We start from the raw sequence: 25,746 nt of genomic DNA, 5'->3' as shown, positions 1-25,746 counted from the left end.
TGCGCTGCGCTCGCTCGGTCGGTACAACTTATCGGAGACGAAGATGGATATTCTGACACAGACAGAAAACGGCATACTGACGATCAATTTCAATCGTCCTGAAAAGAAAAACGCGATTACTGCGGCGATGTATCAGTCGATGGCCGATGCTTTGCGTGCGGCGGAAACGGATGTGGCGGTGCGGGTGATTTTGATTACCGGTAAGCCGGAAATTTTTACCGCTGGGAATGATCTCGAAGATTTTGTGAAAAATGCCGGCACGTTGGCTGATCCCCATGCTTTGCCACCGGTGTACCAATTCATGCAAGCCTTGAATGATGCGGGTAAACCGGTCATCGCCGCCGTTTCCGGTGCCGCCGTCGGTATCGGTACGACACTGCTCATGCATTGCGATTTGATTTATCTGGCTGATAATGCGCGCCTCTCCATGCCATTCACACAGCTTGGTTTGTGCCCTGAATTTGGGTCCAGTTTGGTGTTTCAACAAATCGTCGGCTATCAGCGCGCTGCTGAAAAACTCATGCTCGGTGAAGCCTTCAACGCCGAAGAAGCATTCCAGATGGGCTTTGTCAATAAAGTTCTGCCCTTGGCGGAATTGCTGCCGTATGCCTTGCAACAGGCAGCAAAATTTGTCGCACTGCCAGCCGCCTCGGTACGCGCCACCAAGCGCTTGATGAAGGGTACGCAACCGGCTGCCATCGCCACCAAGATGGATGAAGAAAACCGCTATTTCGCCGCCATGCTCAATGCGCCGGAAGCGAAAGAAGCTTTCATGGCATTCTTCCAGAAACGCAAGCCTGATTTTACTAAGTTTGATTAAATCCGCGTCTCCCTAGGGAACCAGGAGGGCACCGGAAGGTGCCCTTTGTCTTCAAAGGGAAAATGCCAGGCTACTTTTTTAATTTCGTATCTGTACGACAAGGCTACAGAATTTTTAGTATTCCTCACATCGATCATCTCGATAGTGCGCTTTACAATGCGCCTGTTCTTTTTCGCGCAGCACCTTGATTCTCATGCACACACCGACTCCTTGCCCACATTCTGACTCAGCCAAGCACAACAGCGCGGCGCGGGACTGCCTGCATTGCCAGCGCAGAAATTCCGACCATAAGGCTTGCCGGCCTCGATATAACTATACGGTGGGGGCGGGATCGGTCACCTTGCAGGCGCGTTTCAATCGGCAAAAACTGCACTGGCAGTGGCTCGGTGCGTTAGCGCTGGCGGTGTGTGTAGCGTTTCCCTTGGTGTCGCTGGGGCATATGAAGCAAGCGGCACAACGTGCCGAGCGCGCTGGTTTGCTCGCCGCGGTGAACGTGCAGCCAGCTATTGTCATGTATGCGCCGACGGCCTGCGCGTACTGCCATCAGGCGCGCGAATTTTTTGCAGCGCACGGCTTGCGCTACACCGAACTCGATATCGAAAACAGCGCGCACCACTTTACCGCCTATCGCCATGCCGGTGCCGGCAGCGTGCCGCTGATCCGCATTGGCGAGCGTAGCTTGAACGGTTTCGATGCGCACGGCTTGCGCACGGCATTGCGGCCTTGGCTGAAAATAGACTGAGATAGTCAGGCTGGTTTTAATGCCGCTTGAGCGATGACAGTGTAAGAGCGCATGTCGCTGAATTCGCTGACGTTCCCAGCTAAATCGATGACATTGATATCAAAGTGATAGTCACCGTCGGACAGATCGGATTGCACGGTATACAACCAATTGCCATCGCCTTGCACCTTGAATGAGGCAAATACATTTTCGTTGTGAAAGATGGTCACGAGGTCACCGACTTGGCAGCGTTTACCGGAAAAGCGCGGGCGTCGTTCGACGCTGTAATCGCCATCACCGATGAGCTTGCCAGATTTGTTGAGGATGCTGAAACACGGTCGCTGCGGTGCCGTGGTCTTCACTGTAAATTTGAATGGGGCGCTGTAGACGCGCAGCTTGGCCAAGCAGGTATCGACCCCGAGGATAAGCGTATGCTGACCTTCGCTGAGTTCGAAGTCCGGCGCGTAGAACCAGTTACCGTGCTCATCGACCTTGCTCGTGCCGATCAACTCGCCGTCGAGATAAATATCGATGCGATGGCTTGCCAAGGCAGGCTCAGCTCCGCGCAATTGTGGTTGGGTGGTATTGATGTAGCCGTTGGCGCTGATGGTATCGCCTTTCTCGTTGAGCAACTTGCAGTTCGGCGCGGCGAGGGCGTTGCTTTGCTCGGCCGCCGCTGCTACCGTCACGCGCGCACTAAGGGCGGCTGGCACCGGCGGTTTGGTGAGTGCGCAACGTTTTTGCCTGCTTAGCGCCGGCAAATTGATCAACTGCGACGGCATTGGTGCTGCCGCAGGGCTAGTGTGTTCAGATGTGCTTGGCTTGCTTATGCGTTTCGGTTTCAAAACAGATTGCTCCACTAAATACAAATTGACGCTGCAAAAGTGCATTGCTTCACTGGTCAAAACCAGAGATTGAATACACGCATCATTGTATTGAGCGTAGTGCCGTCCCGCGATGGGACTGGTACGAATATTTACTTGGATATTTAGGATTAGTACTAAACTTTCCAAGTATTTTTTTGGGGTGTAGCTCAGGTGCGCTGATTTCCTACATCACTCCAGGTAAAAAGCGCGTACCGCTGCGTTTGACCAATTCTTGATAGCTGATCGGTGCGCCGGCTTGGGCACCGTCGCGGTTTTCTACCCAATATGCCCAGGCTTTGTGTTGTTCGGCGTCGTACACGAGTTTAAACAGGTAGCGCGGCACCCAGACTTGGCCGGCACCGATGTGTTGCGGGAGTGGATCAAAGACCGGGCCGCTGAGCACATACACATCACCGCGAGCACGCAGCACATACTTGCGTGTGGCTTTTTCTATCGCCGCCCAGGTTTGCCGATTGTTTTGCGGTGCTTGCGGTACCATATTGGCTAAGGAAAAACTTTGTGCCATCGCTTGCGCGTCCGGCATATCACCGGCTGGTGCCATGTGGCCACGATCATAGCCCGAGCCTTGGTAATCGGCCAGTTCGGCGCGCTCGGCTTGCGGCAAGCGGGCGTCGGCATAAAAGTGATCGGTACGCTGATTGTTCTTGGCCGCCAGTACCGAGGCGCGGCTTAATCTTTCTGCCACGTATACGGGCGTATGACTTTTGCCTGAGTGCAGTACGGCGAATGCGGAGAAGCACAGTGCGCGCGTGGACAGGGCGGCTTCGTCGGCGATGACGGGAATTTGTTGTGCAGCAAAAAATTGTCTGCAGTCAGAGAATTGGGCTGCCGCGGCAGCCTGAAGTGCCGACAACAGGGTCAGCAAGAGCAGTATTTTTTTAAACATGGAGGCGCATTTCGATAGAATAATATTCTGCCGGCAATATTTCCGGCCGGCTGTATTTTAACGAGATGTGGCCTTGTCGTGTGGGAGCAAATCTGATGAAACTGAAAATTCCCTTAACGAAACCACGCAATCGCTTAGCCTTGTTGGCGCGTCAGCGTAATGCTGGGATACATGGGGTGCAAGGGCAAACGCACCCGTCGCGCACTGCGCGACGGCTCGATAAGCAGCGATTGTTGCGTACACTTAAGAAAATACCTGACTCGGAAGAGTAGGCGTGACCGTATTCAGTGCTGGCTGGCTTCCAGCGCTTGCCGTCGTAGAGTAGCCAAACTGGCACCGGGCGTGATGAGATTGCCGTCGTAGCGCAGTTCTATCAGCGCCGGCAATTGTTGTTGCTGCGTATGTGCCAACGCGCGCGCCAAAGCCGGCGCGAATTCGGCGGTGCTGTTGACCACTTCACCATGGGCACCATAGGCACGTGCGAGTGCGGCAAAATCGGGATTGTGTAATTCGGTGCCCGATACGCGCGCTGGAAAAGTGCGTTCTTGATGCATGCGTATGGTGCCGAACATATTGTTATTGAAGACGATGATCACGATACCGGCGCGGTATTGCACGGCCGTGGCCAATTCCTGGCCATTCATCATGAATTCGCCATCGCCGGCAAAGCTGATCACGGTGCGTGCCGGATCGATGATCTTCGCAGCCACGGCCGAAGGCACGCTGTAACCCATGGCGCCCGAGGTCGGTGCCAACTGGGTACGGAAGCCACCATAATTAAAGTAACGGTGCGCCCAGGTGGCGTAATTGCCGGCACCGTTGGTGAGGATGGTATCGGCCGGCGTTGCCCGCATCAGGTCTTGCACTACTTGCCACAGATTAAGCGGTGCCTGTTCTTGGGCGAACAAGGCCGGTTCGGTTTGCCAAGCCAGTAATTCAGCCTTGGCTTGCGCTACCGTATGTTGCCATTTTTGCGCTGCCTCGAGCGTATTCATGTTGGCCAAGGCTGCGGCTATTTCACGCATGCCGCTGTTAATCATTAAATCGGCTTGATAAACGCGCCCGAGTTCGAGGGCATCGCTGTGAATATGAATCAGCTTCTGTTGCGCTTGCGGTGCTTGTAGCAGCGTGTAGCCACCCGTGGTCATCTCGCCTAGGCGTGGGCCGATGGCAATGAGCAGGTCGGCATCTTTGATTCGTTGCGCCAGTTTCGGATTGATACCTATGCCAACATCGCCGATGTAATTCGGATGGGCATTGTCGATCAAATCTTGGAAGCGGAAGGCGCAGGCCAAGGGCAAGTGATTGGCGGCGGCGAAGTCGCGGATTTGCTGGCATGCAGTTTCATCCCAGCCACTGCCACCGATCAACAGCAGCGGTCGCTGGGCGACTGCCAGCATATTATGGAATTGCGCCAGTTGCTGTGGTGCTGCGTGGGCTTGTACTGGGTGGTAGCGGCGCATGGTGCTGGCTTGTGCACGTTGGTCGAGCATGTCTTCCGGCAGGGCCAGCACAACCGGGCCGGGGCGGCCGCTGGTGGCGACTTGAAAGGCGCGCGCCAGATATTCTGGGATACGGTCGGCCCGGTCGATTTGTGCCACCCATTTGGCCATTGGGCCATACATGCGACGATAATCGATTTCTTGAAACGCTTCGCGTTCGACGAAGTCATTGCCGACTTGGCCGATGAAGAGTATCAGCGGGGTTGAGTCTTGGTAGGCGGTGTGCACGCCGATGGCGGCATTGGTCGCGCCTGGTCCACGGGTGACGAAGCAGATGCCGGGGCGGCCCGTCATTTTTCCATAGGCATCGGCCATGAAGGCGGCACCGCCTTCTTGGCGATTGATGATGAAGCGTATCGGGCTGTCGTGCAGGGCATCGAGCACCGGCAGGTAACTTTCGCCGGGGACGCCGAAAATGGTGTCGACACCATGTAGTTCGAGTGCATCGACAATCAATTGCCCACCGCTACGTAGCTTTGTCATAATAGAAATTGCTGAAAAGGAAAAACACTAAACTATCAGAAAGCCGACCGAATTTGCAGCGCTTGTATAGATAATCGACGAATTTGTGGTGATTAGGGTAAAATAGCGGCCGAAGCAGGCCAGACAATCGCTGGTTGCCGTGTTCAGGCACGGTGACGGGAGGAAGGTCCGGACTCCATAGAGCAGGGTGACGGCTAACGGCCGTACGTTGAAAGCCAAAGCGCAAGCCTAGGTATAAGACGAGGAATAGGGCCACAGAGACGAGCGTATTTAGTTACGGTGAAACGCGGTAACCTCCACCCGGAGCAATTTCAAATAGGCACGCGTTGAGGCGGCTCGCGGAGCGTGCGGGTAGAAAGCTTGAGCGGCGGAGTAATCCGTCGCCTAGAGGAATGATTGTCATAGCAGAAGGCAGCAATGCACGATGCCGTAACAAAATCCGGCCTATCGGCCTGCTTCAATTTATATTTCTGCCGCGTATCATTCTGATTGCTGGCTCTTCAGCAGACCGTCAGCCCGGCTGCGCCCGGACCAGGCGCGCAGCATGCTTTCTCAAGCTCTACGGGGATGACGATCACTTCACTGCTACGCTCACTGACATGGCTTGTTACCTGCCTTGAGCATCACCGATTTATAGTAACTATTATTGTAATTAATTGTGTGGTCAGCACTAGTAAGTGCTTGGGAGGTAAGTACCGGGGGTAGGGCCTAGGGATGTGCCCGGGGACATGCCGGGCACGCTGGCATAGTAAGAGTTATTGGTGTAAGGGTTGTTGTAAGGGTTGTTGTTGTAAGGATTATTGTTGTTGTAAGGGTGATTGTTGTTGTCGTTATTGGTCGCACATGCAGCCACCGCTGGAGCCTGCCCACCCAATCCTATCTCGCTGATCCAGCTCTCACTCGTCCCCATTATTTTGTACCAACGGTTCGATACTTGATTCTGGCCATTGACATAGCCACCGTAACCGTAACAGAGCAGTCCCACGGCATAGCCAGCTTGCAGCGTACCGAACGAATGGGAATTGACGTTCGGACTCATTCGCACATTCACCGGTACTCGGATGAGGGCTGTAATTCCTGCATTCGTAATGGGCGCAGCCTGGTTGATACCAGGATTAATACCAGGATTAATACCAGGATTTGGGGGACTTTGATTCGATGCGCCGTAATTGATCAGATATCCCGGAGCGCTAACACTTCTGCCATTGTTGATCGCTGTGCCACGATACGCGCTGGCACCGTCATAAAACCGCCAACCTCCTAGCAGGAGACCGTTGACTGGGTACTGGGCGTTATTTTTAATTATTTCCATGTGCACATGCGGGCCCGTTGTAGATCCTCCGCAAGGCAAGCCATTCCCGATTTGGCCTAGATAGGTGCCTTTCTGTATAGGCATGCCATTTGTTAATGATGTCAAATTAACCATGTGATAATACGAGGTGGTAAAGCCATTCTCGTGGACCAGTGTGACGAGTCCGCTGCCGTTGCGTTCGCAACTCTTGTAAATGCGACCTGCACCCGGTGCCAATACTTGGCCCCGACCGTCCAAGGTATAGAAATCGAGCGAATTATAGGGACGTGTTTCGCCACCGCTACCGTGTATGCCCGACCACATCCAGCCGACATTGTCCTGCCATGGCAGCGATAATCCGGTATCGCCGCTACCCATGTTCGATCTTTGATTCGACATGGAAAAAGAAAAATTTTCTTTTTCTTCCTTGCTCACGATGTTGGTGGGGATTTGTTCCAGCAGAGTACGGAAGCTGGCACTGCCGAACAGCCCCAATTGCCATTGACCATTTACTTTTTGCGCGATGAAAATTTGTGCCGCCGGCGTGGCGTGGCTCGTGTTACTGAGCATTTGCGTCACTGAACCCAAGATCCAGGTTTTTTCTGCATTGCTTTTTAGCGCCTCCACCAGTGTATTGCTGTCTGCCACGGCTTGGGCGCTTCTGGCTGAAGCGCCCGGGCGCTTGGCAAAAAACTCACTGCTGGCGAGCTGTTTAAGGGCATCGTCTTGGACTTCCTGCGTGGTCGTTTTGGCTACGTCCATGTTCATGCTTGGCCCTGAAGGCCTTGCTGCCGAGTCGGCAAAGGCATGTGGCGCAGAAAATAAGGCGGCGATGAGGATGGTCAGTGTTGATAATTTCATGGAATTCTTTTCTAAGGTGCTGCGTATAAATTGAGTTACGCAAACAAATAAAACAAACAAAAAATTTTCGAATACATCTACGGTTTCGCAGCAATCAAACAGTCGGATTGTTTCTGTTGATTGAGCGCATGGCGTCATCGATGTCGCGCAATGAAGAGGGTGTTCACCTCAGCCATGCCAGCTCAGCGGATAGCCGATTACGGCATGCGCGGAGTCGTGCGCAATTGGGTGGCTTTGCGACAACGATTCTTCCTGTCGCTTATTCTGAGGATAAAAATAACTTGAAACAATGAGACTGGTACTAGTTTTGCTTAGTAAATAACAGGTACTAATACTAAAAATATTTTGTGAAAAATAGTAATAATGTTATTTATTTGATATTAAGTTGCGCTAAACTTAAACTGTGATTGTGCTCATTGCTATTGAGTACAGGCTAATCATGCTTCTTTTTTGCATGGCAAAAAAACGCTGGCGTGTGCGTTTTCATTTAGCGTAGCCAGCGTGTGAGGGCTGCTCGGTACCTGAGGCAAGGGTGGCCTGGCGGGTTTTTCAGAGGGATAGATTCTGTACTCTGATGTAGCAATATTTTTCCTCAACAAGACCGTGTTTGTTGGGGATGTGCAATTTCGTACTGGTATCGGCCGCAGGCTCGACCATCGCCTCATTGCGCTTGCGACTGCCATCTTCGGTGCAAAACCAAGGTTTTCTTTTAAGCACTAAATTGTTGTCAAAATACTGGTGTTATAATCCCATTCTTCTGGGCAAATGACCACAGCGCAACTGTATGGTCTATTATTGCGTTAATGCCAAACTAAATTAAAGCAAACCGACGCATGGAGACACAAAGCATCAGAAAGCAGCGCGATCTACCCATGCTGGCGTTTGCGCTGTGCATAGGCTTGATCGTGCTGGTGATTGTGGCGCAATGTTGGTGGTCGATTCGGGTCGATCGCAATTTGACCCGATCCGATGCTGAACAGCACAGTTATTTCACTGTCCGCATTTTGGAAGAACATGCCAGTCGCGGTTTTGTGCAAGCTGTGCAAACTATGGACGCGGTGACGGCGCAGCTTGAGCACGGCCATGCTGCCGAAGCGATGAGTCATTCCGGTATCGACGCCATGCTGCGCACCGAGTTGGCACGATCACAATTTCTATTCGCACTCAATTACTTTGATACCGAAGGCCGGCAGCGCGCTTCGAGCCGCGCCTTTACCGAAAACTTTCAGCCAGCGCTGGCACCTATCGCCAGTTTGCGCAGCCAAACGGCGTCACGCGAGCTCGTTGCCGGAGCCGCGCGGCTGTTGCCGGCATCTGAGCTATGGATATTGCCGATTGCACGCAATGTCTATGATGCGCGCGGACAGTGGCTGGGAATCTTGGAGGCGGAGGTCAAACTCAGTTATTTTCAAGAATTTTATGAAATGGTGGCGCGCGGCAGTGCCGCGGCGGTTTCTTTACACGACAGACAGGGCGATATTTTGGCGCGTGCGCCGTTTGATCCGGCCTTTCTTGCGCGTCCGCTGGTTACGCTCGATTTACTCGCTGCCATCACCGGCACGGCCAATGAAGGTGTGCTCGAAAGCGGCTCACTGCTCGATGGCAGTGGCAATTTTCAATATACCTACCGAAAAATCAGTGGTACGCCGCTGACCTTGGTGTACGCCAAAAGTATTCCTATTATATTAAGTGATTGGCAAGAGCGCGCGCAGCAGAAAAGATGGATCACCGTCTTGACCGTGCTGTTCATTCTGGCGCTGGCGTGGATATTGTCATGGCAAGTCAAGCGACTGCAAATTTCCAAGGCGAAATTTGATGCCAGCGAAGACCGTTACCGCCTCTTGTTTACCGGTGCACTTGACGCAATTTTTTTGATCGGCCGTGATTATCACTATGTCGACTGTAATCTGGCGGCGGTGCGGATGTATGGGATGAGCAGAGAATCAGACATCATCGGCCGGCGCGTAGGCAGTTTTTCATCGCACATTCAAGTGGTGCCGGGCTTGGTGAGTTCGGATAGAAACCACATGCTCATAGAGTTGATCGATCTGGCTTTCGCCGGTGAGCCGCAATGTTTTGAGTGGCGCTTGGAAAAAGATGGTCGGCCGTTTTTCATAGAAATTTCGCTCAGCCCGGTCGAACTCAATGGCGACTTATTGTTGTTTTGCCTCGAGCGCGATATCAATGCGCGTAAATACACCGATCGCTTGCTGGAAGGGCAGAATCGTTTGCTGCAGTTGATTGGTGGAAATGAAGATCCTATCTACATCCTCAATGCCGTGAGCGATTTTGTCGAAGACTTGCGGCCGTCTTGGTGTGTCGGGATACAATTATTAGCTGATGATCAACGTACCTTCGTGCAAGGCACGGGTCACCGCTTCCCGCCTTCTTTGTTGGCACAATTTAACGGCTTGCCGGTCACGCATGGCAGTGGGATTTGGAGCGAGGCGGTATTGGTTGCGTGTCCGGTCAAAATCGACCAGTTGCAGCAAGCGCCTTGCATGCAGTTTGTTAACGGTTTGGAGCAGTTGGCACATTTCCCTGCCGGTGTGGCCTGGCCTTTGATGGATAAACATGGCCAAGTCTTGGGCAGTTTCACGGTTTTGCAACCCGACACCGCTGAGCTCAATGATGAGGATATGAGCTTGGTCGGGATAATGATAGAGATTGCCAGCATTGCCATCGAGGGGCGGCGCTCGGAAAAGAAAATTCTGCAATTGGCACATTATGACGAACTGACTGGCTTGCCAAATCGGTTTTTATACCATCAACATCTGGCCAAGGCCTTGTCCTTGGCCGAGCGCAAGCGCAGTCGTCTGGCGGTATTGTTTCTTGATCTTGATCGTTTTAAGAATATCAACGATACCTTTGGTCATGATGAAGGCGACAAGGTGCTCGCCAGCGTGGCACAGCGCTTCCGCCGCACTTTGCGCGAATCGGACATCATCGCGCGGGTTGGCGGTGATGAATTCATCTTGTTGATTGATCAATTCAATGAGCCGCGTGATCTCGGCGACATCGCCGATAAATTGCTGTTCGAAGCGGCGCAACCGTTTGAAATTTACGGGCAAGAGTGCCAGCTCAGTGCCAGTATCGGTATTGCCACGTTTCCGAATGACGGTCGCGATGCTCAGACCTTGCTTAAGAATGCGGATATCGCGATGTACCGCGCGAAAAATAAGGGCAAGGACAATTATCAGTTCTATGCTTCGGAAATGAATACGCATACCGTCGAGCGCTTGGCGTTCGAGGCGCGTCTGCGTAAAGCCTTGGAGCGGCGCGAATTCCTTGTTTATTACCAACCCAAGGTGGATGTGGCCAGCGGTTTGATCGTTGGAGCCGAAGCGCTGGTGCGTTGGAATCACCCTGAGCGTGGCATTTTGTATCCGAATGATTTCATCATGCTGGCCGAAGAAGCCGGCCTGATTGCACGTTTGGGCATGCTGGTGCTCGATATCGCCTGTCGCGATGTCTTGAGTTTTCGGCAACTTGATAAGCGTTTCGGCCGGATTGCCATCAACTTATCCGGTTCGCAGTTCAATGACATACAGTTACTCGAAGAAATTCAAGGCGTGGTCGATTTTTGGCGCGTGCCGGCCAATGCCATAGAATTTGAAATTACCGAAAGCATGGTCATGCATAATCGCGAACAGGCGATCGTGCTCATGGATGGCTTCAAGGCGGCCGGTTTCACCTTATCCATCGATGATTTTGGCACTGGGTATTCTTCCTTGGCGTATCTGAAACGCTTTCCGGTCGACAGCGTCAAAGTGGATCGCTCGTTCATCAAAGATATTCCGCACGACCCGAATGACACGGCCATCGTGCTGGCGATTGTGGCGATGGCCCACACCTTGGGCTTGAAAGTCATTGCCGAAGGGGTTGATGATATTGCTCAATTGGAAACTTTGCAGAAATTTAACTGCGATGAATACCAAGGCTTTTATTTTAGCAAAGCCATTCCTGCCAAAGAATTTCAACAATTGCTGATCGCTCAGACCATCGCGGTCGGGTGAGTCTTTCGGCCGCCTGCCATGCTTCCTTATGGAAAGCTTCGGCTGTTGCCTTGCTTCCGCTAGCTTGCGCGCACTTAAATACATCTTGCTACTGATATGAGCACGGTTGCACGATGTTGCATATTTTTTTTGCGCCCACTATGCCCACTTTACATGCATTAATCTGATAAGCCACATTCACAGAGTTTCGTAAGTCGTTCATTTATTGGACTATTTTACAAGCTTCGATTTTGAACAGTTGCGCTAAGTCATTGACTTCATTAAAGAAATTCTTTTTTTGCTGGTAATTTAACTTGACCATGCGCAAGTGATCCTCTAAAGTGGGAAACAGTGTGAAAAAGTGTAATTTTGTGGGATGAAACGCTGATTTTAGTTTATTGTCACCACTGTCTTCATTTCCATTCAATCCAAGTTAAAGGTACAAGCGTGTTTCAGGGTCCATCCGCACTCAATCTCGATGCGAAAGGCAGGATGTCTGTTCCTGCCCGTCATCGTGATGCCCTGAGCGAACAGTTCCAGGGCCGGCTCACTGTCACCAGACATCCGGATGGTTGCCTGTTGCTGTTTCCGCGCCCGACTTGGGAATCCCATCGTGAGCAGATCGCCGCTTGGCCGATTCAAGCGCGCGACTGGAAACGTATTTTTCTAGGCAATGCCTTTGATGTAGAGCTCGACAGCGCGGGCCGCATTTTGCTTGCTCCAGAATTGCGTGCCGCCGCCGGGATTGCGCGCGACATTATGCTTTTAGGCATGGGCAGCCATTTCGAAATCTGGGACATCGCCCGCTTGGCAGAGAACGAAGCCAATGCCAAGGCCGCCGGTGCCCCCGATGTGTTAAACAATTTTTCTTTCTGATCGCGAGTAATGACTAACCCAGTAGCGACAGAATATACGCACACCACCGTGCTCTTGCACGAAGCCGTCGATGCGCTCGGTATTGCCGGTGTGCGCGCCGATGGCGTGTATATCGATGGCACGTTCGGCCGCGGCGGCCATAGCCGCCTGATTTTGCAGCAACTCGGCCCCAAGGGGCGTTTGATTGCGTTTGACAAGGATACCCAAGCCATCGCCAGTGCCCGTGAGATCAGCGATCCACGGTTTCATATCGTGCATGATAGTTTTGCCACGATTACGGCAGCGCTCGAAGAACTCGGCGTAACTCAGGTGGATGGGGTTTTAATGGATTTAGGTATTTCTTCGCCTCAAGTCGATGACGCCGCCCGCGGTTTCAGTTTTCGCGGCGATGGTCCGCTCGACATGCGTATGGACACCACGCGCGGCATCTCGGCAGCCGAATGGTTGGCACACGAGGAGGAAGAAAAAATTAAGGAGGTTATCAAGAATTATGGGGAAGAACGGTTTGCTTTTCAGATTGCAAAGGCGATTGTTGCTCGCAGGGCGACGGATGCCATCATTGGAACCCGACAGCTTGCAGAACTCATCGCACACGCCGTCAAAACTCGCGAGAAGGGCAAGGACCCGGCAACGCGTACCTTTCAAGCTATACGGATTTTCGTCAATAAAGAGTTGGAAGATCTCGAAGTAGGTCTGGCGGGAGCGTATGCGGCCTTATCTGCGCATGGCCGCATGTCGGTGATCAGCTTTCATTCGCTCGAAGACCGTATCGTCAAACAGTTTTTTGCTTCCAAGGTGAAGCTTGAGCAGCCCGATCGACGTCTGCCTATCCGTCATGCCGATTTGCCGCAGCCGGAGATGCGTCTGATTAATCGGGTCAAACCCTCAGAGCAGGAAGTGGCAGGCAATCCGCGTGCTCGTTCCGCGATTTTGCGTGTGGCCGAGCGTCTGCCCGAGGGATGACATGACTAACCGCATCAATATCTTTCTCGCGATATGTTTGATTGCCTGTGCTTTGTCTTTGATAAACGCACAGTATCAGGCACGTCGCCTGTTTATCGAACTCGAACGCGAGCAAAGTTTGAGCAAACAATATGAATTGCAGTGGACGCAATTACGGCTCGATCAATCGACTTACGGCAAGCATGCGCGTATCGAAGAAACTGCCAGTAAACACTTGAATATGGTGGTGGTCAGTCCCGACCGCACTCAATACCTTAAAGCGGTGGAGTTGAAATGAGTCGCACCACCAAGGGTTCCCGCAATGCTGCCTCACGTGGTGTGGCGTTTTCCAGCAGTCCGGTGCTGGATGTGAAATTGCCAAGCTGGCGTTCGCGCTTGGTACTGTTTTTATTATTCGGTGCCTTTTTGGCGCTGATCGCACGCGCACTGTATTTGCAGGGCATTACCACCGAATTCTTACAAAAGCAGGGTGCCAGTCGCTACGCGCGCACACTGGAATTGCCGGCTACGCGCGGCAAAATTACCGATCGCAATGGCGAGGTGTTGGCTTCCTCGGTGCCGGTGAAAGCGATCTGGGCGATTCCCGACGATGTGCTCGATGCGCCCAAAGAAAAGCTGCAACAATTGGCCGTTTTGTTGTCGATGACTGAAGCCGAATTGCGCAAAAAATTGGATTCTGATCGTCAATTCGTTTACTTGAAACGCCAGGTTGAGCCGGAAATTTCCGATAAAATTCAGGCGCTCGGCATCGTCGGCATCGATACGCGCAAGGAATACAAGCGCTTTTATCCCGAAGGGGAAATCATGGCCCATGTGGTCGGATTTACCAATGTCGAAGATGTCGGCCAAGAAGGTATAGAGCTGGCTTCGGAAAAAGATTTGGCCGGTAAAACTGGCAGTCGGCGCGTGATCAAAGACCGGCTCGGGCGCATCGTCGAAGATATTCGGGCCGTGAAAGAGCCGCATGACGGCCATGATCTGGATCTGTCGATCGACAGCAAAATACAATATATCGCGTTTACCCACCTCAAAGATGCAGTGGAAAAACACAAAGCCAAGGCCGGTGCTGCCGTGGTGCTCGATGTGCAGACCGGTGAAGTGCTGGCGCTGGTGAACTTGCCGGCATATAACCCGAATGACCGCTCGGTGCTGACCGGCGCACAATTACGCAACCGCGTGCTGACCGATACCTTTGAGCCGGGCTCGACGATGAAGCCGTTTACGGTCGCACTCGCACTTGAAACCGGGCGCGTCACGCCGGAGACGGTGTTTCAAACTGCGCCAGGGTATATGTCGATCGGTCCGGCCGTGATTCATGATGCGCACAAGATGGCGGCATTGACTGTGGCCCAAGTAATACAGAAGTCATCGAACATCGGCACCGTGAAAATTGCCATGCAAATGCCGCCGCAAGAAATGTGGGAAATGTTTACCAATGTCGGCTTCGGTCAGCAGCCGAAATTCGGTTTCCCCGGTGCTGTCGCCGGGCGTTTACGAAATTATAAAAACTGGCGTCCCATCGAGCAAGCCACCATGAGTTATGGCCACGGTATTTCGGTATCGCTGTTGCAAATTGCCCGCGCGTATATGATTTTTGCCCGTAACGGTGACATCATTCCGCTGACTTTTCGCAAAGCCCACGAAGCGCCGAAAGGTCAGCGCGTGATTTCCGAAAAAACCGCACTGCAATTGCGCAGCATGATGGAGTCCGTCACGGAGCCAGGCGGCACGGCCACGCAAGCGCGGGTGGCCGGCTATCGTGTCGCCGGTAAAACCGGTACCGCACACAAGATTGAAGGCGGCCGCTATGTGAATAAATATATCGGTGACTTTGTCGGCTTTGCCCCGGTTTCTCACCCACGCGTGATTGTCGCGGTGATGATTGATGAGCCTAGCGCCGGTGGTTATTACGGCGGTATCGTCGCCGCCCCGGTGTTTGCCGCCATTACCGCCAATGTACTGCGTTCGATGAACGTCGCCCCCGATTCCTCCGTCACCAGCATCATTCCTGACAACAGTGTCCAGGAGAGTATGTGATGAACCGAGCAAACCCAATTCGCCATATCGCCGAGCGCGCAAGCGCCGCCCTGGCAGCAGGAACACCAAGCATGGATGCAATTATCAATTGGCTCAGGGAGCGTGCTCCGGCCGCACAACTGAGCGCCAATTCTCGCCAGATCGCTCGCGGCGATGTGTTTTTCGCACTGCGCACGCCGCACGGCGATGGTCGCGCTTACATTGAGGCGGCCATCATCGCTGGTGCTGCTGCCGTGGTGTATGAAGCCGAAGATTTCGAGTGGGATGGTCGCCTCACGCTGCCGCATTTAGCGGTGTCGGGTTTGCTGGCGCAAGCCGGCACCATCGCCAGCACTTGGTACGCTGCGCCCGCTGCGCCGCTGTACAGCGTCGCGGTGACCGGTACCAATGGTAAAACCTCATGCACGCAATGGTTGGCGAAAGCCTTGTCGCTGGCGAAATGCGACAGCGCCGTCATCGGTACGCTCGGTCATGGGCTGTATAAAAACGGCTTGGCCGGCAGTTTTACTGAAACCGGTTACACCACCCCGGACGCGATCAGCTTGCAACGCAGCTTGGTCAGTTTGCGCGCACAAGGTGCAGAAGCGCTGGCGATCGAGGCTTCTTCCATCGGTTTGGCCGAAGCGCGCTTGGCCGGCTTACATATCGATGTCGCCGTCTTCACCAATCTGACTCGCGATCATCTCGATTATCACGGCGATATGGTCGCGTATGGCGCGGCCAAACGACAGTTGTTCGATGCACCTGAGCTGGCAGCGGCCGTGCTCAATCTCGACGATCCCTTCGGCGCTGGCTTGGTGCCGTATCTGCAGGCGCGTAATCCGCAACTGCGCTTGCTTGGTTATCGAATCGAAGGCGCGGCGACGCTGCCGGCTGAAAGCCACATCAGCTTGCTGCGCGCCAGTCACCTCAAGGCCAGTCATGGCGGTACCAGTTTTCATCTGGATTCTCCATTTGGCACTGGCTTGGTGAAAACCCAGTTGATCGGGCGCTTCAATGTCAGCAATATTCTGGCCGTGTTGGCGGTCTTGCTGGACAAAGGTGTCAGCTTTAGCAAAGCCTTGGCGATCGTAGAAAAATTACCGCCCGTCGCCGGGCGCATGCAATTGCTCGGCACTGCTGGCCATGTGATGGTTGTCATCGATTACGCCCATACCCCCGATGCGCTGGAAAAAACTTTGCTGGCTTTGCAGTCGGTGGCGCAGGAACGTGGTGGACAATTGTGGTGTGTGTTTGGCTGTGGTGGCGACCGCGATCCCGGCAAGCGCCCGCAAATGGGTAAGGTGGCACAACTGGCAGCGCAGGTGGTGCTGACCAATGATAATCCGCGCAGCGAAGCACCGAGCAGCATCATCGCCGAGATCGTCGCCGGCATGGACCTGAAAGCGCACATCGTCGAAGACCGTGCGAACGCGATTTTGTATGCTATCAAACATGCGGGTGACCATGATGTGGTGCTGTTGGCCGGCAAAGGGCATGAAACGTATCAGGAAATCGCTGGCAAGAAGTCGCCGTTTTCGGATGAAGAACATGCCGCGTTGGCGCTGGCGACCATCGCCACCAATGGCAATATGAAGCGGGGCAACTGATGGAATGTACGCTACAAGCATTACTCGCAGCGCTGAGCCAAGGTGAACTCCGCGGTACTGACACGCCGCTGCACGGCGTCAGCACCGACAGTCGCCGTATCGCGGCCGGCAATTTGTTCGTGGCTTTACGAGGCGAACACTTCGATGCCCATGATTTTCTGCCGCAAGCTGCCGCCACCGGTGCCGCTGCGGTGGTGGCCGAGGCGCTGCCGGATGGCTTTGGCTTGCCGGCTTTACTGGTTCCCGATACCAAGCAAGCGCTGCTGGAAATCGGTCACTATTGGCGCAGTCGCTTCGATTTGCCGTTGATAGGCGTTACCGGCAGCAATGGTAAAACCACCGTCAAAGAAATGTTGGCTGCGATACTCACTGCAGCGTGCGGGTCTGAGCATTATTTGGCCACGCGCGGCAACCTCAATAATGAAATCGGCGTGCCCATGACTTTGCTGGACTTGCAGAGTCGGCATCAGGCAGCGGTGATCGAGATGGGTATGAATCATCCCGGTGAAATCGCCGTGTTGGCCGACTGTGCCAAGCCGACCGTGGTGCTGGTCAATAATGCCCAGCGCGAACACCAGGAATTTATGCAAAGCGTGCGCGCCGTGGCTGAAGAAAACGGTGCCGCTATCCGCGCCTTGCCTTTGCACGGCGTCGCCGTGTTCCCGCACGATGATGAATTCAGTGCACTGTGGCGTGCTTATGCCAACGAAGGCGGGCAACGCCGAGTGCTCAGTTTCGGTCTTACGCCTGGTGCCGATGTACATGCTACCTATGTTGAGCAGGGTTTTGGCAGCACGCTGGAATTATTTATCGACGGCAGCGCGCAGCAAGTGCAATTACAGGCCGCTGGCGAGCACAATGTTTTGAATGCCTTGGCCGCCGCCGCCTGCGCGCAGGCGATCGGTATCGCTGCCGCGCTGATCGTCAGCGGTTTGGAAAATTTTCGTCCGGTACAGGGACGCTTGCAGCGCCATAGCGCCGCCGGTGGTGCCACCGTGATCGACGACACGTATAACGCTAATCCCGATTCTGTTCGTGCCGCCATCGATGTGCTGGCACAGCTGGGTGGCGACACGATACTGGTACTGGGTGATATGGGTGAAGTCGGCCAGCAAGGCGCATTATTCCATGCCGAAATCGGTGATTATGCGCGCGCACGCGGTGTCGGCACGCTGTTTTTATTCGGTGAATTAGTCAGCCACAGCGTCTCTTCATTCGGTGCCGGCGCACAGCATTTTTCCGACTTGAGCAGCTTATTGGCCGCGCTCGACGCGCGACTCACCGAGCACAGTACGGTATTGGTCAAGGGCTCGCGTTTCATGCGCATGGAACGCGTGGTGGCGCATTTGCTGGCAGTAAAAGACTCACAACAAAAAATTACAGGGATGCACTAGCATGTTGCTTTGGTTAGCCGAATATTTCAAACAGGATCTGGGACTCTTGCGCGTCTTTGGTTTCATCACGTTCCGCGCAGTGTTTGCCACCATGACGGCCTTATCGATAGGCTTGTTTGCCGGCCCGGCGGTGATTCGCATGCTGACTCGTTTGAAAGTCGGGCAGGCGGTACGCGCTTATGGAATGGAAACGCATCTGGTGAAATCGGGTACGCCGACCATGGGTGGCGTGCTGGTTTTGATTTCCATCGCCATCTCGACTTTGCTGTGGGCGGACCTCAGCAACCGTTTCATCTGGGTGGTGATGATCGTCACCTTCGGTTATGGTGCCGTCGGCTGGGCCGATGATTACCGCAAGGTAGTGCATAAAGATCCGGAAGGCATGCGTTCGCGCGAAAAATATTTTTGGCAATCCTTGATCGGTTTGGCCGCTGCGTTTTATCTGGCGTTTTCGGTGTCGGCACCGAGCAGTTCCAAGATCTTGGAATTGCTGTTTGCCTGGGTACAGTCGGGCTTCAGCATGGATTTGCCACCGAAAGCAGATTTGATCGTACCATTTTTCAAAACTATCAGCTATCCGCTCGGCGTGTGGGGTTTCATTGCCCTGACTTACTGCGTCATCGTCGGCACCAGTAATGCCGTCAATTTTACTGACGGTCTCGATGGTTTGGCGATCATGCCCATCATCATGGTCGGTGCCGCGCTCGGTCTGTTTGCTTATTTATCCGGTCACGTCGGCTATTCCAAGTATTTACTCATTCCGCATATACCGGGGGCCGGCGAATTACTGATTTTTTGCGGTGCGATTGTCGGTGCCGGGCTGGCCTTCCTTTGGTTCAATGCCCATCCGGCCCAAGTTTTCATGGGCGACGTCGGGGCGCTGGCTTTGGGCGGGGCGCTCGGTACGGTGGCAGTGATCGTGCGTCAGGAAATCGTATTGTTCATCATGGGTGGCATCTTCGTGGCTGAAACCGTGTCGATTATTTTGCAGGTCGGGTATTTCAAACTGACGAAAAAGCGCTTCGGCGTCGGCCGGCGTTTGTTTCTGATGGCACCCTTGCATCATCATTTTGAAAAAAAAGGATGGAAAGAAACCCAGGTAGTGGTGCGCTTCTGGATTATCACCATGCTGTTGGTCTTGGTCGGTTTGTCTTCGCTGAAGTTACGCTGATTTACGTTAACACTGCTGTTGGTTTCACTGTCGTTGGAAAATGTGCGTATGAATTTGTCTGGAAAACAGGTCTTGGTGCTCGGTCTCGGTGAGTCCGGTTTGGCGATGGCGCAGTGGTTGGCGCGCGCCGGTGCCGTGCTGCGCGTGGCCGATACGCGCAGCGCACCGCCGTCTCTGGCCGCTTTGCAGGAACACTGTCCAGCGGCACAATTCATTGCCGGCGCATTCGAAGCTGAGCTGCTCACGGATATCGATGTCGTGCTGGTCAGCCCGGGCCTGGCACCACAAAAAGAATTGGCGTTGATCGTGCCGGCCGCAGCGGCGCTGGCCATTCCTGTGTGGGGTGAGATGGAATTATTTGCGCTGGCCTTGGCCGAATTGCGCGAACAGCGCGGCTACGCACCGAAAGTGATTGCCATTACCGGTACCAACGGTAAAACCACCGTGACCAGTATGGTTGGTTTGCTGTGCCAGCGTGCCGGCTTGTCGACGCGTGTGGCTGGTAATATCAGTCCAGCCGTGCTGGATGTTTTACGCTTGAGTCTGGAGCAAGAAGATTTACCGCAGGTGTGGGTGTTGGAATTGTCGAGTTTTCAATTACATACTTGTTTCAGCTTGGCCGCCGATGCCGCGGTGGTGCTTAATATCAGTCAGGATCATCTGGACTGGCATGGCAGTATGGCCGCCTATTGCGCCGACAAAGCGCGTATTTTCGGCCCACAAACGGTACAGGTGCTCAATCGTGACGAAGCGCTGGTGATGGCGATGGCCAAACCCACGGGCAGCGTGGTGACATTCGGCACCGATGTGCCCGATCTGGTCGACGATCTTGGTTTACAACATGAGAGCGGCATGGCTTGGCTGGTCAGTGCCGTAGCGGCCGAAGATGCCCCGGCCAGCGGCCGCCGGCGTAAGAAAGACGCGCCGGTCGACTTGGTAGCGGTGCTGATCAATCGCCTCATGCCCAGCGAAGCCTTACAAATTCGGGGTGCGCACAATGCCGCCAACGCCTTGGCGGCACTGGCTTTGTGTCGCGCCATCGGTTTGCCCTTGGCACCCTTGCTGCATGGTTTGCGCGAATACAAAGGCGAACCGCACCGGGTAGAACTGATCCATACGATTATCGGTGTTGACTACATTGACGACAGTAAAGGCACTAATGTCGGCGCCACCGTGGCTGCCCTGCGTGGCTTGGGTCAGAGTTCGGGCAGTAACGAAAAAACTATTCTCCTCATCGCCGGTGGTGTCGGCAAGGGGCAGGACTTCACGCCGCTGGCCGATGTCGTGGCGCGTTATGCCAAAGCAGTGTTCTTAATCGGTCAAGACCGCGCCGCCTTGCATGCTGTGCTCAGCGGCGGCGTCGCCCAAGCGGTGCCGCTGCACGATTGCCTCAGTTTGGAACAGGCGGTAGCGGCGGCGGCGGCGCAAGCCCAGAGTGGCGACACCGTGTTGTTGTCGCCAGCTTGTGCCAGTTTTGATATGTTTCGTAATTACGCCCATCGTGCCGAGGTGTTTGCCGAAGCGGTACGCGAACAAGCTTTAGCCAGCGGGGAGATTTGCTGATGCGTCAGATGCTGCTACCGCTGCGTAAATGGTCACCGTTTTCTGCCCCCGGGCCGGAGACGCAGTTGGTCCATCGTTCGAAAATGATGAGTTATGACCAGCCCCTGATTTGGGTCACCATGATCCTGATGTTGATGGGCGTGGTGATGGTGTATTCGGCCTCGATTTCACTGCCCGATTCGCCCAAGTATGCGAATTACAAAAACACCCATTTTTTGACGCGCCAAGCGCTGTTCGTGCTGGTTTCGGTGATCACTGCCGCCTTGGTGTTTCGGGTGCCGGTCGCGACTTGGCAAAAAGCGGCGCCTTACTTGTTTGTGTTTGTCCTGCTCTTGCTGGTGGCGGTGCTGATTCCCGGTCTGGGCAAGGGCGTCAATGGGGCGAAACGTTGGTTATCGTTCAAGGTATTTAATTTGCAACCGTCCGAATTCATGAAATTGTTCATGGTCTTGTACGCCGCCGATTACACGGTGCGCAAACAGGAATACATGCACAAACTGACCAAGGGTTTTTTCCCCATGATGGCGGCCGTCGCTGTGGTCGGTTTGCTGTTGCTGTTGGAACCGGATTTGGGTGCCTTCGGCGTGATCGTTTGCATCGCCATGGGTATTCTGTTTTTAGGCGGGATTAACGGCGTTTGGTTCGGCGGTATCGCTGCCACCTTGGTCGGCATTTTTACCATGGTGATCGTGCTTTCGCCCTGGCGGCGCGAACGGATTTTCGCTTACCTTAACCCTTGGCAGGAAGATAATGCGCTCGGCAAGGCTTACCAGTTGTCGCATTCGCTGATCGCCTTCGGTCGCGGTGAATTGTTCGGCGTCGGACTCGGTGCGAGTGTGGAAAAATTACATTATCTGCCAGAAGCACATACCGATTTTCTACTCGCCGTGATCGGTGAGGAGCTCGGCTTTGTCGGTGTGATGGTGGTGATTTTATTATTTTACTGGATACTCAAACGTGCTTTTGAAATTGGTCGTCAAGCGATCGCGCTCGATCAAACTTTTGCCGGCCTCACTGCCAAAGGCATAGGCATCTGGATCGGTGTACAGGCTTTCATTAATATGGGCGTCAATCTCGGTTTGTTGCCGACCAAAGGTTTGACCTTGCCGTTGATGAGTTACGGTGGTTCGGGTGTGATGATTAATTGTATAGGATTGGCGATTTTGCTCAGAGTCGATTATGAAAACCGTGTGTTGATGCGTGGAGGCCGAGCATGAGCCCGCTGCGACACAAAAAATTATTGATCATGGCAGCCGGTACCGGCGGCCATATTTTCCCCGGCTTGGCGATTGCCGATCTGATGCGCGCGCGCGGCTGGGAAGTCAGTTGGCTCGGCACGCGCACTGGCATGGAAGCGCAGATTGTGCCAGCCCACGGCATAGTACTCGATAGTTTGAGCTTCAGCGGTTTGCGTGGTAAGGGTTGGCAGCACACAGTGAGCGGTGCCGTCAAGCTGGTCGGCAGTTTCTTCACTTGTGTGCGCATCATGCTGAAACGCCGCCCGGATGTGGTACTCGGCATGGGCGGTTATGTCACGGTGCCGGGTGGCTTGGTCGCCAGTTTGTGCGGCAAACCCTTGGTGCTGATGAATGCCGATGCGGTGTTACTGTTATCGAATCGGGCCTTGCGACCGTTTGCCAGCAAATTGCTGTTTGGTTTGCCAACGGCCGTCAAGGATGCCAAAGCCTTGGTCAGTGGGAATCCGATCCGTAGCGAGATTTGTCAATTGCCGCCACCGCAGCAGCGTTACGCCGAGCGTAGCGGGCCCTTGCGCATCTTGGTGGTCGGTGGCAGTTTGGGTGCCAAAGTACTCAACGATATGCTGCCGCAAGCCTTGGCGTTGCTGGCACCGGAACAGCGTCCGCAGGTCACGCATCAATCGGGTAAGCAGCATATCGCCGCCTTGCGCGACAATTATGCGCGTGCCGGTGTGACGGCCAATGTGGTCGACTTCATCGATGATATGGCACAGTGTTATGGCGCTGCCGATCTGGTGGTGTGCCGCGCCGGTGCGATCACGGTGTCGGAGTTGACGGCCGCTGGGGTAGCCAGTATTTTGGTGCCGTTCATGGCCTCGAGTACCTCACATCAAAAACAAAACGCTGCTTGGATGGCACAGCATCAGGCCGCGCTCTGCCTGCCGCAGTCCGAGCTCACGCCGGCCGTGTTGGCCGCGCGCCTTACTGCGCTCAGCCGCGCCGACTGTCTGCAGTTGGCGCAAGCGGCGCATGCACTCGGTGAGCGGGCGGCGAGTGAGAACATTGCGAAAATTCTGGAATCCTTAGTATGAAACATAAAGTTAAACACATTCATTTTGTCGGTATCGGTGGCTCGGGCATGAGCGGGATTGCCGAAGTCTTGCTCAATCTCGGCTATACCATTTCCGGTTCCGACCTCAGCAGCAATGCCGCTTCGCAGCGCCTGGCCAGTCTCGGTGCCAAGGTCAGTATCGGTCATGCGGCCGAACAGATCATCGGTGCCGATGCAGTAGTGACCTCGACGGCCGTGAAAGACGATAACCCGGAAGTTGTGGCAGCACGTGCGCGCCATATTCCGATTGTCCCGCGCGCCTTGATGTTGGCTGAATTAATGCGACTGAAACGTGGTATCGCCATCGCCGGCACCCATGGCAAGACCACCACCACCAGCTTGGTTGCGAGTATTTTGGCCGAGGGCGGTTTCGATCCCACCTTTGTCATCGGTGGCCGCCTCAACAGCGCCGGTGCCAATGCCAAGCTTGGTAGCGGCGATTTTATCGTCGCCGAAGCAGATGAGTCAGATGCCTCGTTTCTCAACCTGTTGCCGGTGATTGAAGTCATTACCAATATCGATGCCGATCACATGGAAACCTATGGGCATGATTTTTCGCGGCTCAAGCAAGCCTTCGTCGAATTCACCCAACGTTTGCCATTTTATGGTGTCGCCGTGCTCTGTCTCGATGATGCTAATGTACGTGAAATCATGCCCTTGATTTCCAAAACCATCGTCACTTACGGCTTTCATCCCGAGGCCGAAGTGCGTGCCGTCGATGCCCGCGCGGCCGATGGGAAGATGCATTTCACCGTGGTGCATGAGGGTTATCCCGATATGCAAATCAGCCTCAATCAACCGGGCATGCACAATGTGCAGAATGCCTGTGCAGCCATTGCCATTGCCCGTGAAATCGGCGTTGCCGACAGCGCGACCCAGAAGGCTTTGTCAGAATTCAATGGGGTCGGACGGCGCTTCACCCGTTACGGCGAGATTGCCTGTGCCGACGGCAGTGGCAGTTTTGCTTTGGTCGATGATTATGGCCATCACCCGGTGGAAATGGCGGCCACGCTGGCGGCAGCGCGTGGTGCCTATCCGGGACGGCGGTTGGTGCTGGCGTTTCAGCCGCATCGCTATACCCGCACACGCGATTTGTTTGAAGACTTTGTCAAGGTGATGGCCAGTGCCGATGCCGTCGTATTGGCGGAAGTGTATGCCGCCGGTGAAGCGCCATTGGTAGCGGCCGATGGCCGTGCACTCACGCGTGCCGTGCGCGTCGGTGGCAAAGTGGAACCGCTGTTTGTCGAGCACATCGCCGATATGCCGGACACCTTGCTGCATATGTTAAAAGGTGGTGACGTCCTCATCGTCATGGGGGCGGGTTCCATCAGTACGGTGCCGGCCAGATTGACGCAGGCGAAGTAAGCTCTTTGCTTGGCAACAGAGTAGAGTTAATTTATTGAATACGCGAAGATCATGACAGAATTGAATAATAAAGCATTAGGTAAAGTTGGCGTCTTGTTCGGCGGGCGTTCGGCCGAACACGATATCTCCATCCTGTCCGGCCAAGGGGTGTTGGCGGCCTTGCAGAGCAAAGGAGTCGATGCCCATGCTTTCGATCCTGCCGAGCGCAGCATCGCCGAACTGGCGGCAGAAAAATTCGACCGCGTCTTCATTGCACTGCATGGCCGCTATGGCGAAGATGGCAGCTTGCAGGGTGTGTTGGAACAATTGAATCTGCCGTATACCGGGAGTGGTGTGATGGCTTCGGCGATTGCAATGGATAAAATTTTCACCAAGCGCATTTGGCAAACCCATGGTCTGTCGACCCCGAAATATGCGGTGCTGACGCCGCAGACTGAATTGCGTCTGGTGCCGGATGAACTCGGTTTGCCCTTGATTATCAAGCCGCCGCACGAAGGTTCGACCATCGGTATCACCAAAGTGGCCGGTTATTCGGAAATGCGTACGGCCTACCAGTTGGCAGCGCAGTTCGATGACATCGTGCTGGCAGAAGAATTTGTGGCCGGGCGCGAACTGACGATAGCGGTATTGGGTCGCGGTGCCGATGCGTATGCTCTGCCCATCATTGAAATCGTCGCACCCGATGGCAATTACGATTACCAAAACAAGTACTTCACCGATGATACCCGCTATGTGTGTCCGGCCGAGTTAGCGCCGGAACTCAGCGCCGAGATCGCCGAGATGGCGGTGGAAGCTTACCGCGCGGTCGATTGTGAAGGCTGGGCGCGCGTCGATGTGCTGTTGCGCGAATCGGATCAAAAGCCGTTTCTGCTGGAAATTAACACTTCGCCCGGCATGACCAGTCACTCGCTCGTGCCGATGGCGGCCAAGGCGACTGGTCTCAGCTATGAAGATCTGTGTCTGAAAATTTTACAGACAGCGCGTTTGAAAATTCGCACCGAAACCAAGTAAACCGAAGCACGGAGAGCCTAT

19 protein-coding genes and 1 other RNA gene are annotated in these 25,746 nt (G+C 54.2%); 16 read left to right on the top strand and 4 right to left on the bottom strand.

The window, feature by feature from the left end:
• The first annotated feature begins 43 nt into the window (after positions 1 to 43).
• On the top strand, positions 44 to 820 hold the full coding sequence (locus RHM61_RS03280) for an enoyl-CoA hydratase (protein ID WP_322249707.1): 777 nt from the start codon (positions 44 to 46) through the stop codon (positions 818 to 820).
• Between the two features lie 340 nt (positions 821 to 1,160).
• A complete protein-coding gene (locus RHM61_RS03275; protein ID WP_322249706.1) occupies positions 1,161 to 1,562 on the top strand; it encodes a glutaredoxin family protein in 402 nt (133 codons plus the stop codon).
• Positions 1,563 to 1,567: 5 nt separating this feature from the next.
• Here RHM61_RS03275 and RHM61_RS03270 read toward each other — a convergent pair whose 3' ends face one another.
• From RHM61_RS03270 to RHM61_RS03260, 3 genes are all read right to left on the bottom strand, one after another.
• Complete coding sequence (locus RHM61_RS03270; protein WP_322249705.1) at positions 1,568 to 2,323, bottom strand: Ig-like domain-containing protein; 756 nt, start codon at positions 2,321 to 2,323, stop codon at positions 1,568 to 1,570.
• A gap of 268 nt (positions 2,324 to 2,591) precedes the next feature.
• Positions 2,592 to 3,314 (bottom strand): DNA/RNA non-specific endonuclease, encoded by a 723-nt coding sequence (locus RHM61_RS03265; protein ID WP_322249704.1) that lies wholly within the window; start codon positions 3,312 to 3,314, stop codon positions 2,592 to 2,594.
• 284 nt (positions 3,315 to 3,598) lie between these two features.
• The gene (locus RHM61_RS03260; RefSeq protein ID WP_322249703.1) at positions 3,599 to 5,299 is read right to left on the bottom strand and encodes a thiamine pyrophosphate-binding protein; all 1,701 of its coding nucleotides are present in this window, start codon (positions 5,297 to 5,299) and stop codon (positions 3,599 to 3,601) included.
• Positions 5,300 to 5,410: 111 nt separating this feature from the next.
• Between RHM61_RS03260 and rnpB the strand changes: the two genes are divergently transcribed.
• Positions 5,411 to 5,762: RNase P RNA component class A (gene rnpB / locus RHM61_RS03255), an RNA gene on the top strand.
• Positions 5,763 to 5,969: 207 nt separating this feature from the next.
• Here the strand turns inward: rnpB and RHM61_RS03250 are convergent.
• Positions 5,970 to 7,451 carry a M23 family metallopeptidase gene (locus tag RHM61_RS03250; protein ID WP_322249702.1) on the bottom strand — a complete coding sequence of 494 codons (1,482 nt, stop codon included), beginning with the start codon at positions 7,449 to 7,451 and terminating at the stop codon, positions 5,970 to 5,972.
• Positions 7,452 to 8,284: 833 nt separating this feature from the next.
• Here RHM61_RS03250 and RHM61_RS03245 point away from each other — a divergent pair.
• The 13 genes from RHM61_RS03245 (at position 8,285) to RHM61_RS03185 (ending at position 25,725) form a co-directional block, all read left to right on the top strand.
• Positions 8,285 to 11,467 carry an EAL domain-containing protein gene (locus RHM61_RS03245; protein ID WP_322249701.1) on the top strand — a complete coding sequence of 1,061 codons (3,183 nt, stop codon included), beginning with the start codon at positions 8,285 to 8,287 and terminating at the stop codon, positions 11,465 to 11,467.
• 426 nt (positions 11,468 to 11,893) lie between these two features.
• Positions 11,894 to 12,322 carry a division/cell wall cluster transcriptional repressor MraZ gene (gene mraZ / locus RHM61_RS03240; RefSeq protein ID WP_322251030.1) on the top strand — a complete coding sequence of 143 codons (429 nt, stop codon included), beginning with the start codon at positions 11,894 to 11,896 and terminating at the stop codon, positions 12,320 to 12,322.
• A gap of 9 nt (positions 12,323 to 12,331) precedes the next feature.
• Positions 12,332 to 13,285: a 16S rRNA (cytosine(1402)-N(4))-methyltransferase RsmH gene (rsmH, locus tag RHM61_RS03235; protein WP_322249700.1), complete on the top strand. Its 954-nt coding sequence runs from the start codon at positions 12,332 to 12,334 to the stop codon at positions 13,283 to 13,285.
• A gap of 1 nt (position 13,286) precedes the next feature.
• Entirely contained in the window at positions 13,287 to 13,562 is a 276-nt protein-coding gene (gene ftsL / locus RHM61_RS03230) for a cell division protein FtsL (RefSeq protein ID WP_322249699.1), read from the top strand.
• Entirely contained in the window at positions 13,559 to 15,322 is a 1,764-nt protein-coding gene (locus tag RHM61_RS03225; protein WP_322249697.1) for a penicillin-binding protein 2, read from the top strand. Before ftsL ends, RHM61_RS03225 begins: the two co-directional genes overlap by 4 nt.
• A complete protein-coding gene (locus tag RHM61_RS03220) occupies positions 15,322 to 16,911 on the top strand; it encodes a UDP-N-acetylmuramoyl-L-alanyl-D-glutamate--2,6-diaminopimelate ligase (protein WP_322249696.1) in 1,590 nt (529 codons plus the stop codon). The genes RHM61_RS03225 and RHM61_RS03220 overlap by 1 nt, the downstream gene beginning before the upstream one ends.
• Positions 16,911 to 18,305: a UDP-N-acetylmuramoyl-tripeptide--D-alanyl-D-alanine ligase gene (locus tag RHM61_RS03215; protein WP_322249695.1), complete on the top strand. Its 1,395-nt coding sequence runs from the start codon at positions 16,911 to 16,913 to the stop codon at positions 18,303 to 18,305. The genes RHM61_RS03220 and RHM61_RS03215 overlap by 1 nt, the downstream gene beginning before the upstream one ends.
• A gap of 1 nt (position 18,306) precedes the next feature.
• The gene (gene mraY, locus RHM61_RS03210; protein ID WP_322249694.1) at positions 18,307 to 19,476 is read left to right on the top strand and encodes a phospho-N-acetylmuramoyl-pentapeptide-transferase; all 1,170 of its coding nucleotides are present in this window, start codon (positions 18,307 to 18,309) and stop codon (positions 19,474 to 19,476) included.
• Positions 19,477 to 19,524: 48 nt separating this feature from the next.
• Complete coding sequence (gene murD, locus RHM61_RS03205; protein ID WP_322249693.1) at positions 19,525 to 21,039, top strand: UDP-N-acetylmuramoyl-L-alanine--D-glutamate ligase; 1,515 nt, start codon at positions 19,525 to 19,527, stop codon at positions 21,037 to 21,039.
• A gap of 8 nt (positions 21,040 to 21,047) precedes the next feature.
• Positions 21,048 to 22,256: a putative lipid II flippase FtsW gene (gene ftsW / locus RHM61_RS03200; RefSeq protein ID WP_322251029.1), complete on the top strand. Its 1,209-nt coding sequence runs from the start codon at positions 21,048 to 21,050 to the stop codon at positions 22,254 to 22,256.
• Positions 22,253 to 23,329 carry an undecaprenyldiphospho-muramoylpentapeptide beta-N-acetylglucosaminyltransferase gene (gene murG / locus RHM61_RS03195; protein ID WP_322249692.1) on the top strand — a complete coding sequence of 359 codons (1,077 nt, stop codon included), beginning with the start codon at positions 22,253 to 22,255 and terminating at the stop codon, positions 23,327 to 23,329. Before ftsW ends, murG begins: the two co-directional genes overlap by 4 nt.
• Positions 23,326 to 24,714, top strand: a complete 1,389-nt coding sequence (gene murC, locus RHM61_RS03190; RefSeq protein WP_322249690.1) for a UDP-N-acetylmuramate--L-alanine ligase — start codon at positions 23,326 to 23,328, stop codon at positions 24,712 to 24,714. Before murG ends, murC begins: the two co-directional genes overlap by 4 nt.
• A 51-nt stretch (positions 24,715 to 24,765) precedes the next feature.
• The gene (locus tag RHM61_RS03185) at positions 24,766 to 25,725 is read left to right on the top strand and encodes a D-alanine--D-alanine ligase (protein WP_322249689.1); all 960 of its coding nucleotides are present in this window, start codon (positions 24,766 to 24,768) and stop codon (positions 25,723 to 25,725) included.
• The last annotated feature ends 21 nt before the right edge of the window (positions 25,726 to 25,746 follow it).

It is taken from the genome of Undibacterium sp. CCC3.4, assembly GCF_034347425.1.
Lineage (GTDB): Bacteria > Pseudomonadota > Gammaproteobacteria > Burkholderiales > Burkholderiaceae_D > Undibacterium.
Note: the sequence above shows the minus strand (reverse complement) of the source record. Positions and strands in the feature narration are given on the sequence as shown.

What these genes read in the sequence shown, in the direction of transcription:
- RHM61_RS03280 (WP_322249707.1), top strand. Translation starts at nt 44, where the DNA reads ATGGATATTCTGACACAGACAGAAAACGGCATACTGACGATCAATTTC.
- RHM61_RS03270 (WP_322249705.1), bottom strand. Translation starts at nt 2,323, where the DNA reads ATGCCGTCGCAGTTGATCAATTTGCCGGCGCTAAGCAGGCAAAAACGT.
- RHM61_RS03265 (WP_322249704.1), bottom strand. Translation starts at nt 3,314, where the DNA reads ATGTTTAAAAAAATACTGCTCTTGCTGACCCTGTTGTCGGCACTTCAG.
- RHM61_RS03260 (WP_322249703.1), bottom strand. Translation starts at nt 5,299, where the DNA reads ATGACAAAGCTACGTAGCGGTGGGCAATTGATTGTCGATGCACTCGAA.
- RHM61_RS03250 (WP_322249702.1), bottom strand. Translation starts at nt 7,451, where the DNA reads ATGAAATTATCAACACTGACCATCCTCATCGCCGCCTTATTTTCTGCG.
- RHM61_RS03245 (WP_322249701.1), top strand. Translation starts at nt 8,285, where the DNA reads ATGGAGACACAAAGCATCAGAAAGCAGCGCGATCTACCCATGCTGGCG.
- rsmH (WP_322249700.1), top strand. Translation starts at nt 12,332, where the DNA reads ATGACTAACCCAGTAGCGACAGAATATACGCACACCACCGTGCTCTTG.
- ftsL (WP_322249699.1), top strand. Translation starts at nt 13,287, where the DNA reads ATGACTAACCGCATCAATATCTTTCTCGCGATATGTTTGATTGCCTGT.
- RHM61_RS03225 (WP_322249697.1), top strand. Translation starts at nt 13,559, where the DNA reads ATGAGTCGCACCACCAAGGGTTCCCGCAATGCTGCCTCACGTGGTGTG.
- RHM61_RS03220 (WP_322249696.1), top strand. Translation starts at nt 15,322, where the DNA reads ATGAACCGAGCAAACCCAATTCGCCATATCGCCGAGCGCGCAAGCGCC.
- RHM61_RS03215 (WP_322249695.1), top strand. Translation starts at nt 16,911, where the DNA reads ATGGAATGTACGCTACAAGCATTACTCGCAGCGCTGAGCCAAGGTGAA.
- mraY (WP_322249694.1), top strand. Translation starts at nt 18,307, where the DNA reads ATGTTGCTTTGGTTAGCCGAATATTTCAAACAGGATCTGGGACTCTTG.
- murD (WP_322249693.1), top strand. Translation starts at nt 19,525, where the DNA reads ATGAATTTGTCTGGAAAACAGGTCTTGGTGCTCGGTCTCGGTGAGTCC.
- ftsW (WP_322251029.1), top strand. Translation starts at nt 21,048, where the DNA reads ATGCTGCTACCGCTGCGTAAATGGTCACCGTTTTCTGCCCCCGGGCCG.
- murG (WP_322249692.1), top strand. Translation starts at nt 22,253, where the DNA reads ATGAGCCCGCTGCGACACAAAAAATTATTGATCATGGCAGCCGGTACC.
- murC (WP_322249690.1), top strand. Translation starts at nt 23,326, where the DNA reads ATGAAACATAAAGTTAAACACATTCATTTTGTCGGTATCGGTGGCTCG.
- RHM61_RS03185 (WP_322249689.1), top strand. Translation starts at nt 24,766, where the DNA reads ATGACAGAATTGAATAATAAAGCATTAGGTAAAGTTGGCGTCTTGTTC.